Raw genomic sequence first — 9,850 nt, forward strand, 5'->3', positions numbered from 1 at the left:
GGCTGACAGTTTTACGCGAATCTCACTGCTACAGCAAGCGCTCTTTCGGTCGTTAGTGTGGTTATTCGCTTCTGCCAATGGCGATTTTCAGACGGTTCAGCCAGCCGCAAAAAGCGCTCCAGGTGAGGAGATTGATGGCCTGTACGGGCGACTGGCCATCATCTGTCAGCGGGGTAAACTGCGCGGCGCTGAACTGATCCGGCGATCGCGCCAGCTGTTCTACCGCACGCCTTACCGCCTCATCGTCTTTATACGCCGTGTGAATGCCACTGATGAGAATTTCACCGGTTTGATCGAGGATCAACGGTTCATGACAGAGCACCGGCGTAAGGGGATGCAATAACGGCTCGTCCTGCCAGCGTTCAAGCGAGGCCAGCTGCTGTGGGCTGGCCTGACAACGCTCAACCTCGGGTATGGCAGGCTGCCACGTGTTCAGGTCGTTATCGTCCGGCAGGGCGTGAGGCGGGATATGGTGCCCCGGCAGCCAGCGCACCGGGTGGCCGAGCAGGGCCTGAAACACCGCCACCACGCGCGCCTGAAAGCCCACAAAGCCGATAATCTGATTGATGGTCACGATGTCATACACCGTCAGGCCCACCTCATCGAGCCCCTGCTGCGCTTTGCTGTCGATCACATCCGGCGAGCTGGCAAGCTGGCGGGCATACTGGGTGATCTGGGCGAGACGGCGATTGCTTTCACGGGAGGAGTCGGGACCGGGGAGCGGGGCGAGAAGGGCGGCGTAGTGATTACACAGACGCTGCACGCCGCACACCTGGGCGACGGTCAGAGCAGTGCTGAAACGATCGTAGGCGCTCAGCGTGCGCAGCCGGGTAACGGTGACGGTGCGCGGGAAAAAAAGGTCGCATAGCGCCCGGGCCGGGGTTAACCAGCGTTCACAGGCTGCCAGCAGCGTTGCCGGTAGCGCGATGTTCAGCAAAAAGCGATCGGCGACATGCGCGGCTTCAGGAACCAAAGGCAGGACTTCCGTCGGGCTGCTACTGGACTGGGTCTCATGATACCAGTGGCCTTTGCCAGAAATACGGCGTTGTTCCATGTGCGTTCCTTGATCTCAAAATGGCGATCAATATCCTGGCGGAAGGCGGATAAGCGGAAAAATATTGTTAAGTGATAACAAATAGCGGAACGGAATAACGCGGGGAAAGCGGGCGAAACGGTGGGGATACCTTCCCGCCGGAGCGGGAAGGTAATGAACTTATTTGAGTTCCAGCTCGTTCATTGCAGCGATGCTGAAACCGCCGTCAACGTGAACCACTTCGCCGGAGATGCCAGCAGAGAGGTCAGAGCAGAGGAAGGCTGCAGAGTTACCCACATCTTCGATGGTCACGGTGCGACGGATTGGGGTAACCGCTTCGCAATGCGCCAGCATTTTACGGAAGTCTTTGATGCCGGAAGCCGCCAGAGTACGGATTGGACCGGCAGAGATGCCGTTTACGCGCACGCCTTCCGGACCCATTGCGTTCGCCATGTAGCGCACGTTGGCTTCCAGAGAGGCTTTTGCCAGACCCATTACGTTGTAGTTCGGGATAGCGCGCTCAGCGCCCAAATAGGACAGGGTCAGCAGAGCTGCACCCGGGTTAAGCATGGAGCGGCAGGATTTCGCCATCGCCACAAAGCTGTAGGAGCTGATGTCGTGTGCGATTTTGAAGCCTTCACGGGTGACCGCGTTTACATAGTCGCCGTCGAGCTGGTCGCCTGGTGCAAAACCGATGGAGTGAACGAAACCGTCAAATTTCGGCCAGGTTTTTGCCAGCTCGGCGAACATGCCATCGATGCTTTCATCTTTAGCAACGTCGCATTCCAGAACAATGCTGGAACCCAGCTGCGCGGCGAACTCCTCTACGCGGCCTTTCAGCTTGTCGTTCTGGTAGGTGAATGCCAGCTCAGCACCTTCGCGATGCATCGCCTGTGCGATACCGTATGCGATGGACAGTTTGCTGGCAAGGCCAGTGACCAGAATGCGCTTACCGGAAAGAAAACCCATAGCTCTTAATCCTTATATTCATTGTTGTGGCGGCTGTCATTTTTGGACAACCGTCGTTAAAACGCGGCGATAATAGCATGTGTCGCGTACAGTGTTAATCCGACCACTCCATACGGGGCAGGTCAGCGATCTTTTCGCCAGGCATCGGCGGTTAAGGCTTCGCCGAAATGCCCGGCAATTAAACGTTTGGTCAGATCGTGAAGTGGGGCGGCCAGCACCGACGCGGTGCTGCCGCGCTCCACCACTGAGCCTTCGTGCATCACCAGCACCTGATCGCTGATGTGCTTCATCATCCCCAGATGCTGGGTGACGTAGATATACGAGATACCCTGTTTCTCCTGCAACTCCAGCATCAGGTTGATAAGTTGTGAACGCATCGACATATCCAGCGAGGCCAGCGCTTCGTCAGCGATGATCACTTTCGGGCGCAGGATCAGCGCGCGGGCAAGACCCAGACGCTGCTTCTGCCCCGGCGCCAGCATGTGCGGATAATAGCTGACGTGATCCGGCAGCAGTCCGACCATGCGCAGGGTATCGATGATCTGCTTACGTCGCGCTTCAGGTTCCAGATCGGTATTGAGCCGTAGCGGAAAATCGAGGATCTGTGAGATACGCTGGCGCGGGTTCAGCGAGGTGGAGGGATCCTGAAAAATCATCCTGATCCGCTGGCTGCGGAACGAGTAATCGCCAAATTTCAGCAGATGGTCGTCAATCAGGACCTCACCGTCCGAGGGTTCAATCATCCCGGCCAGCATCTTCGCCAGCGTCGATTTCCCTGAACCGTTCTCACCGATGATCGCCAGGGTCTGCTTTTCACGCAGGGTAAAGCTCAGCGGTTTTACCGCTTCAACGGTCTGTCGGCGGAATAAGCCGGTACGGTAGCGAAAGGTCTTACTCAGGTTGCGCACTTCCAGCAGGGTTTCGACCATGTCACTCTTTCTCCATGTTCAGCGGAAAATGGCAGGCAAACAGGTGGTTCTTCGGCCCAGCCAGGCGCGGCGTTTCAATGCACTTACGCTGGGCATAGGGACAGCGCGGACCCAGGCGACAGCCAATGGGCAGGTGCTCCAGCAGCGGGATAGCCCCCGGCAGGGTATTCAGGCGACTTTTATGCGGCATGGGGCTGCCAAAATCCGGTATCGCACGGATCAGCGCCTGGGTATACGGATGATGCGGCGTGGTGATCAGATCCTCGCTGCCGGCGGTCTCCACGGTCTGGCCGCAGTACATCACATCAATCTTATCTGCCCATTTACTCAGCATCTGCAGGTCATGGCTGATCAGCAAAATAGTGGTGTTGTTGTTCTGATTAAGCCGGGTCAGCAGGCGGAAGATTTGCGCCTGGGTGGTCGGCTCCATCGCGTTGGTCGGTTCGTCCGCGATCAGCAGGCGCGGCTGGTTAGCCAGCGCGATGGCAATCATCACTTTCTGACACTCACCGTCCGTCAACTCATAGGGGAAGCTGCGCATGGCGTCTTTGTGATCTTTGATCCCCACCCGGTGCAATAGCTCGATAGCCCGGCGTTTACGCCAGCCAAAACGTTGCCACCAGCGGCCTTTATAGGTCCAGGCGGGAATGTTCTGCATCAGCTGTTTGCCCACCCGCTCCGACGGATCGAGACAGGATTGCGGCTCCTGAAAGATCATCGACACGTTGTGGCCCACCAGCTTGCGTCGTTCGCGGACGGAGAGGCGCAGCAGGTCGATATCATCAAAGCGCATACGGTCAGCGGTGACGCGCCAGTTATCCTTCGCCACGCCGCAAATCGCTTTAGCAATCAGGCTTTTGCCTGAGCCCGATTCCCCCACCAGCCCGCGAATTTCGCCTTCGCTCAGGGTAATACTGACGCGATCGACCGCTTTGACCCAGCCTTCGCCGGTTTTAATCTCAATCGTCAGATTGCGAATATCCAGTAACGGCATTATTCCACCCCCGCCACAATGGCGCGACGGATCCCGTCGCCAAGCAGGTTCACCAGTAATACGCTAACCATAATTGCAGCACCCGGCAGCATCACCGTCCAGGGGGCCACATAGATCAGTTCCAGCGCGTCGCCCAGCATCGCGCCCCATTCCGGGGAGGGCAATTGCGCGCCCAGATCGAGAAAACCGAGCGCGGCGATATCCAGGATCGCCATCGACAGGGCACGGGTAATTTCCGTAACCATGCCCGAGGCGATATTGGGCAGCACCGCAAACCACAGAATATTCATGGTGGTGGCGCCATCGAGACGGGCGGCCACCACATACTCTTTTTCCAGCTCATCATGCACCAGGCTGTAGACCGAACGTACCATGCGCGGCAGTAGCGCCAGCCAGACAGCGAACATGGCGTGCGTCAGATGCGGTCCGGCGAAGGCCACCACGATGATCGCCAGCAGCAGCGACGGGATCGACAGCAGCGTATCGAGAATATGGTTCATCACCGCCGAGCGCAGGCCGTGAGTAGCCCCGGCGACAATACCCAGTACCAGGCCGCACAGCGTGGCGGCCAGGGTGACCACAAAGGCGCCGCCCACCGTCGGCGCGGCGCCGCTCAACAGACGGCTTAACACATCGCGCCCGAGGTCGTCGGTGCCCAGGAAGAAGGAGACTTCACCGTAGCGGGACCAGGATGGCGGTAACAGCTGATAGCCGAGGAACTGCTGATCGATGCCATACGGCGCAAACCACGAGCCCAGGATGCACAGCAGCACCAGGCCGCCGCAGCCGTACAGGCCGATCATCGCCATGGCGTCGCCGTAGAAATTTCGCCACACGGTGCGTAACGCACCGGGCGTGCGCTTTTCACTGTATACGCTATCGTAAGGCATACCATTCCTTATGTTTCAGTGGGTTAGCCATAGCGCCCAAAATATCAGATAACACGTTCACAATAATCACCAGCGCGCCAATCACCATCACGCCGGCAGAGATAGCGGCATAATCCTGCTGGCGAATGGCGTTAATCAGCCAGCGCCCGAGGCCTGGCCAGCTAAAGACCATTTCGGTGATCATGGCCAGCGTCAGCATGGTTGAGAACTGCAGCCCGAGACGGGGGATCACCGGCGGCAGCGCATTATGCAGCACATGGCGACGTAAAATCGTCAGCCGTGACAATCCGCGTGTGGCGGCCGCTTTAACATAGTTCTGGTCAAACACCTCGCTGGTGCTGATGCGCATCAGGCGAATCACCTCCGTGGTTGGCGCCACGGCCAGGGCCAGCACCGGCAACACCATGTGGCGCACGGCGCTGATGATCATCTCATGCCGCCAGACCGAATCTGAGAGCCAGGCGTCAATAATGGCGAATCCGGTGACAGTTTTTACCGCATAAAGCAGGTCAAAACGTCCGGAAACCGGCAGCCAGCCGAGCGTCAGCGAGAAAAAGAGCGTCAGCAGCAGCGCCAGCCAGAAGACGGGAACCGAAAACCCGAGCAGGGCGATCGCGCTGATCAGCTTGTCCTGCCATTTATTGCGGGTGATCCCGGCGAGCATCCCGACCGGGATCCCGACAATCAGCGCAAAACCGAACGCCAGGATGCAGAGCTCCATGGTGGCGGGGAAGACCTCTTTCAGTTGCTCGGAGATGGGCTGGCCGTTAATGCTGGAGACGCCAAAGTCCCAGTGCAGCACGCCTTCAAACCAGAACCACCACGCATTCCACAGTGAAGCACCCTGTAGCGGCGCGTGCGGGGTAAAATAGCTCAGGCTAAAACCCACTAAGGTGAGAAAGAAGAGGGTGATGAGCAGCAACAGCAACCGACGTAAGGTAAAAATAATCACGGTTTTTTCACCTCTTCTTGTTTCTCGCGGGAGACGCCCGCAAACGACGCATTTCCAAACGGACTGAGCACCAGGCCTTTGATATCGTAACGGTACGCCTGCAGACGCAGGGATGAGGCCAGCGGCAGTACCGGCAACTCTTTGGCCAGAATAATCTGCGCTTCATCATAGGCATCGATACGTGCCGCCAGCTGCTGGGTCGACAGCGCCTTGCGCAGAATGCTGTCAAACTCGCGGTTGCACCAGTGGGCATAGTTGGTCTGCGAATCAATGGCCGCGCAGCTCAGGAGCGGACGGAAGAAACTGTCCGGGTCGTTACTGTCTGTCGCCCAGCCTGACAGGGTGAGGTCGTGGTTCATGTCCATCAGGCGCGCCTCCTGAAAACGGCCTTCTACCGGAACAATCACCACATTAACCCCCACCTGGGCCAGGTCAGCCTGGAGCAGCTCCGCGGTTTTTAGCGGGCTGGGGTTCCAGGCCTGGGAGCTGGTAGGCACCCACAATTGCAGGGTGAGGTTTTCTGCCCCCAGCGCTTTGAGCTGTTCGCGTGATTTTTCCGGGTTGTATTCGGTAATTTTAGCCTCGCTATCGTAGGCCCACGAGGCGCGGGGCAAGATTGAGGCGGCAGTTTCTGCGGTACCGTAATAAATGGACTGCATCAAGCGCTGATTATTGATCGCCAGCGCCAGGGCATGGCGTACCGCCGGGTTGTCCAGCGGCGGTTTGTTGGTGTTAAAGGCCAGATAAGCGATATTCATGCCCGGGCGCAGGGTCAGGCGCAGACGCGGGTCGTCGCGCAGGATAGTCAGCTGGCTGGCAGCGGGCCAGGCCAGGACATCGCATTCGCCGGTGAGCAGTTTCGACAGCCGCCCGGTACCGCCGGAGCCTAAATCGACCACAACCTGCGGCATAAGCGGCGTGCCGCGCCAGAATTTCTCATGGCGTTGCAGGCGCACGTACTGCCCCGCCCGATACTCTTCAACCTGGAACGGTCCGGTTCCTACGGGCTGGCGATCCATCAACTCCATTTTGTCCTTCAGGGTGAGCTGAGTGGCATATTCCGCGGACATCACCGAGGCATAGTGCGTCGCCAGATGCCACAGGAAGGAGGCATCTGGCCGCGCCAGGGTGAACTCCACCGTGCGGTTATCCAGCTTGCGGACGGACTTCACCGTATCGGCAAACTGTAAACTGTCGAAGTAGGGGAAATTACCGCCGTTGATGTAGTGCCACGGATGGTTGCGGTTAAAAATGCGCTGGAAGGTAAAGACCACGTCATCCGCATTGAGTTTACGGGTAGGCTTAAACCACGGCGTGGTCTGGAAGCTGACGTCGTCGCGCAGGCGAAAACGGTATGTGGCCCCGTTGTCCAGCACTTGCCAGCTCTCGGCCAGTTCAGGCACCAGGCGATAGGTATAGGGATCCACATCCAGCAGGCGGTCATAGATCTGGGCGGCGAGGGTATCGACGATCAGGCCGCTGCTCGCCTTTTGCGGGTTGAAGGTGTTGACCTGCCCACTTACGCAGTAGACAAAGCCGCTGTCGCGAATATCCGCGCGATCCGCCAGCTCAGGCGCGGCAAACGCCTGGCTGCTTAACAGACCGAGCGCAATCAGGGACGAGAAAACCAGTCGCATAATTTTTAAGGTTTTTAGAGACGATCTGCAAAGTGTATCGCACTTACACCTGCTTCGTAAAAATGTCTGCGGGTAAGTGCTGATTATGTCATCGCATCTGATGCTTTTTGAGCAATGCCCTTAACTGATGGTAGGTCAGCCCCAGCAGTTCAGCCGCGCGTTTCTGATTAAATTGTGCCTCGCGCAGGCTCTGCTCCAGCAACTGCTTCTCCTGCTCCAGCTGGAACAGACGCAAATCGAGGGGCAGGGTAGGTGTACCCGTGGTAAGCGGTTTGCTGACAGAGGGCTGTGCGGGACGCTGAAAGGGATCGATCACAATCTCATCCAGCTCGGTCTCGCTGCTACCGTGGCGGTAGACGGAGCGCTCCACCACATTCTTCAGTTCGCGGATATTGCCCGGCCAGCGGTAGTCCAGCAGCGTTTCACGGGCGTGCTGACTAAAACCGGGAAACAGCGGCAGCCCAAGCTCGCGACACATCTGAATAGCAAACTGCTCCGCCAGCAGCATGATATCGCTGCGTCGCTCGCGCAGCGGCGGCAGATTGACGACATCAAAGGCCAGCCGATCCAGCAGGTCGGCGCGAAACTTCTCCTGCTCGACCATCTCCGGCAGATTGGCGTTAGTGGCGCACACCAGCCGCACGTTGACCTGTAAAGGCTGGCTACCGCCCACGCGCTCCAGCTCGCCATACTCAATGACGCGCAGCAATTTTTCCTGCACCAGCATCGGCGCGGTCGCCAGCTCATCAAGAAACAACGTGCCGCCATCGGCGCGCTCGAAGCGACCGGGATGGCGACGCTGCGCCCCGGTAAAGGCGCCCGCCTCGTGACCAAACAGTTCCGTATCCAGCAGGTTCTCGTTCAGCGCGGCGCAGTTCAGAGAGATAAACGGTCCATCCCAGCGCCCGGAGAGGTAGTGTAGCCGGTTGGCAATCAGCTCCTTGCCGGTGCCGCGCTCGCCGATAATCAGCACCGGTTTATTCAGCGGTGCCAGCCTGGATACCTGCTCCAGCACTTCGAGAAAACTGTTGGCTTCCCCGAGTAACGTGTCTTTAAATTCAACCATGACGTAATTGACCACTTATTGGTGTAATTCACTAAGTGAGAGTAGGGCGTAGCGGGCGAAAAAGCAATCACATCGTCTAAAATCAATAAGATATAAAAGTGGCACGGGAATTGTATTAACTATGCAGCAGGGCTCAGCCCGATAACAGAAAATATGAGGATTCAATTATGGGTATTTTTTCTCGTTTTGCCGACATCGTGAACGCCAACATCAACTCACTGCTGGAGAAAGCAGAGGATCCGCAGAAGCTGGTTCGTCTGATGATTCAGGAGATGGAAGACACGCTGGTGGAAGTGCGCTCTAACTCCGCCCGCGCGCTGGCTGAGAAAAAGCAGCTTTCCCGCCGTATTGAACAGGCGACCGCCCAGCAGGCCGAATGGCAGGAAAAAGCGGAACTGGCGCTGCGCAAAGATAAAGAGGACCTGGCCCGCTCTGCGCTGATTGAAAAGCAGAAGCTGACCGATATTGTCGCCACCCTTGATCAGGAGGTGACGCTGGTGGATGAAACCCTTGCCCGCATGAAAAAAGAGATTGCGGAGCTGGAGAACAAGCTGAGCGAAACCCGCGCCCGCCAGCAGGCCCTGACGCTGCGTCACCAGGCGGCAAGCTCGTCCCGTGACGTGCGCCGTCAGCTCGACAGCGGCAAGATTGACGAAGCCATGGCCCGTTTCGAGTCGTTTGAGCGTCGTATCGATCAGATGGAAGCGGAAGCGGAAAGCCACAGCTTTGGCAAACAGAAAACGCTGGATCAGCAGTTTGCCGATCTGAAAGCGGATGATGAAATCAGCGAGCAACTGGCCGCGCTGAAGGCCAAAATGAAACAAGACAATCAATAATAAAAACTGCGGCGCCCGCCGGCGCCGCCACTCATCACACAAGGAGTAGACATGAGCGCGCTTTTTCTTGCCATTCCGCTGACCATTTTCGTGCTGTTTGTTCTGCCGATCTGGTTGTGGCTGCACTACAGTAACCGTTCTGCAAGGGGAGAGCTGTCGCAAAGCGAACAGCAGCGCCTGGCGCAATTAACTCAGGATGCAAATAAAATGCGCGAACGTATTCAGGCGCTGGAGGCGATCCTGGACGCAGAACATCCGAACTGGAGGGATCGCTAATGGCACTGAACCTGAATAAAAAATTGTGGCGTATCCCCCAGAAGGGGATGGTGCGCGGCGTCTGCGCCGGACTGGCGCACTACCTCGACGTGCCGGTGAAGCTGGTGCGTGTGGTAACGGTACTCTCCATTTTCTTTGGTCTGGCGTTTATTACCCTGGTGGCCTATATCATTTTGTCCTTCGTGCTGGACCCGATGCCGGACGGCGCGATGGGCGATGAAAATAGCCCCACCAGCAGTGAATTACTGGACGCGGTGGATGCTGAGCT

11 protein-coding genes are annotated in these 9,850 nt (G+C 57.7%); 3 read left to right on the plus strand and 8 right to left on the minus strand.

Annotation, left to right across the window (positions count from 1 at the left end):
- Window positions 1-61: 61 nt before the first annotated feature.
- The 8 genes from WFM46_RS15365 to pspF all read right to left on the minus strand — a co-directional run bounded on the left by WFM46_RS15365 (window position 62) and on the right by pspF (window position 8,470).
- On the minus strand, window positions 62-1,054 hold the full coding sequence (locus tag WFM46_RS15365; protein ID WP_103179874.1) for a CMD domain-containing protein: 993 nt from the start codon (window positions 1,052-1,054) through the stop codon (window positions 62-64).
- A 159-nt stretch (window positions 1,055-1,213) separates the two neighbouring features.
- The gene (gene fabI, locus WFM46_RS15370) at window positions 1,214-2,002 is read right to left on the minus strand and encodes an enoyl-ACP reductase FabI (RefSeq protein ID WP_103179873.1); all 789 of its coding nucleotides are present in this window, start codon (window positions 2,000-2,002) and stop codon (window positions 1,214-1,216) included.
- Window positions 2,003-2,124: 122 nt separating this feature from the next.
- The gene (gene sapF, locus WFM46_RS15375; RefSeq protein ID WP_103179872.1) at window positions 2,125-2,931 is read right to left on the minus strand and encodes a putrescine export ABC transporter ATP-binding protein SapF; all 807 of its coding nucleotides are present in this window, start codon (window positions 2,929-2,931) and stop codon (window positions 2,125-2,127) included.
- A gap of 1 nt (window position 2,932) precedes the next feature.
- The gene (gene sapD / locus WFM46_RS15380) at window positions 2,933-3,925 is read right to left on the minus strand and encodes a putrescine export ABC transporter ATP-binding protein SapD (RefSeq protein WP_103179871.1); all 993 of its coding nucleotides are present in this window, start codon (window positions 3,923-3,925) and stop codon (window positions 2,933-2,935) included.
- Entirely contained in the window at window positions 3,925-4,815 is an 891-nt protein-coding gene (gene sapC / locus WFM46_RS15385) for a putrescine export ABC transporter permease SapC (protein ID WP_103822232.1), read from the minus strand. Before sapC ends, sapD begins: the two co-directional genes overlap by 1 nt.
- On the minus strand, window positions 4,802-5,767 hold the full coding sequence (gene sapB, locus WFM46_RS15390; RefSeq protein WP_103179869.1) for a putrescine export ABC transporter permease SapB: 966 nt from the start codon (window positions 5,765-5,767) through the stop codon (window positions 4,802-4,804). Before sapB ends, sapC begins: the two co-directional genes overlap by 14 nt.
- Window positions 5,764-7,404 carry an ABC transporter substrate-binding protein SapA gene (sapA, locus tag WFM46_RS15395; RefSeq protein ID WP_103179868.1) on the minus strand — a complete coding sequence of 547 codons (1,641 nt, stop codon included), beginning with the start codon at window positions 7,402-7,404 and terminating at the stop codon, window positions 5,764-5,766. Before sapA ends, sapB begins: the two co-directional genes overlap by 4 nt.
- Before the next feature lie 88 nt (window positions 7,405-7,492).
- Window positions 7,493-8,470, minus strand: coding sequence for a phage shock protein operon transcriptional activator (gene pspF / locus WFM46_RS15400; RefSeq protein WP_336997957.1), 978 nt, complete (start codon window positions 8,468-8,470; stop codon window positions 7,493-7,495).
- A gap of 167 nt (window positions 8,471-8,637) precedes the next feature.
- Between pspF and pspA the strand changes: the two genes are divergently transcribed.
- From pspA to pspC, 3 genes are all read left to right on the plus strand, one after another.
- Entirely contained in the window at window positions 8,638-9,306 is a 669-nt protein-coding gene (gene pspA / locus WFM46_RS15405) for a phage shock protein PspA (RefSeq protein WP_156654643.1), read from the plus strand.
- A 51-nt stretch (window positions 9,307-9,357) separates the two neighbouring features.
- Window positions 9,358-9,582 (plus strand): envelope stress response membrane protein PspB, encoded by a 225-nt coding sequence (gene pspB / locus WFM46_RS15410; RefSeq protein WP_325940997.1) that lies wholly within the window; start codon window positions 9,358-9,360, stop codon window positions 9,580-9,582.
- Window positions 9,582-9,850, plus strand: a 269-nt coding sequence (gene pspC / locus WFM46_RS15415) for an envelope stress response membrane protein PspC (protein ID WP_336997958.1), incomplete at its 3' end; no start/stop codon positions are given. The genes pspB and pspC, both read left to right, overlap by 1 nt.

Source organism: Leclercia sp. M50 (genome assembly GCF_037150775.1).
In the GTDB taxonomy this organism is placed as follows: domain Bacteria; phylum Pseudomonadota; class Gammaproteobacteria; order Enterobacterales; family Enterobacteriaceae; genus Enterobacter.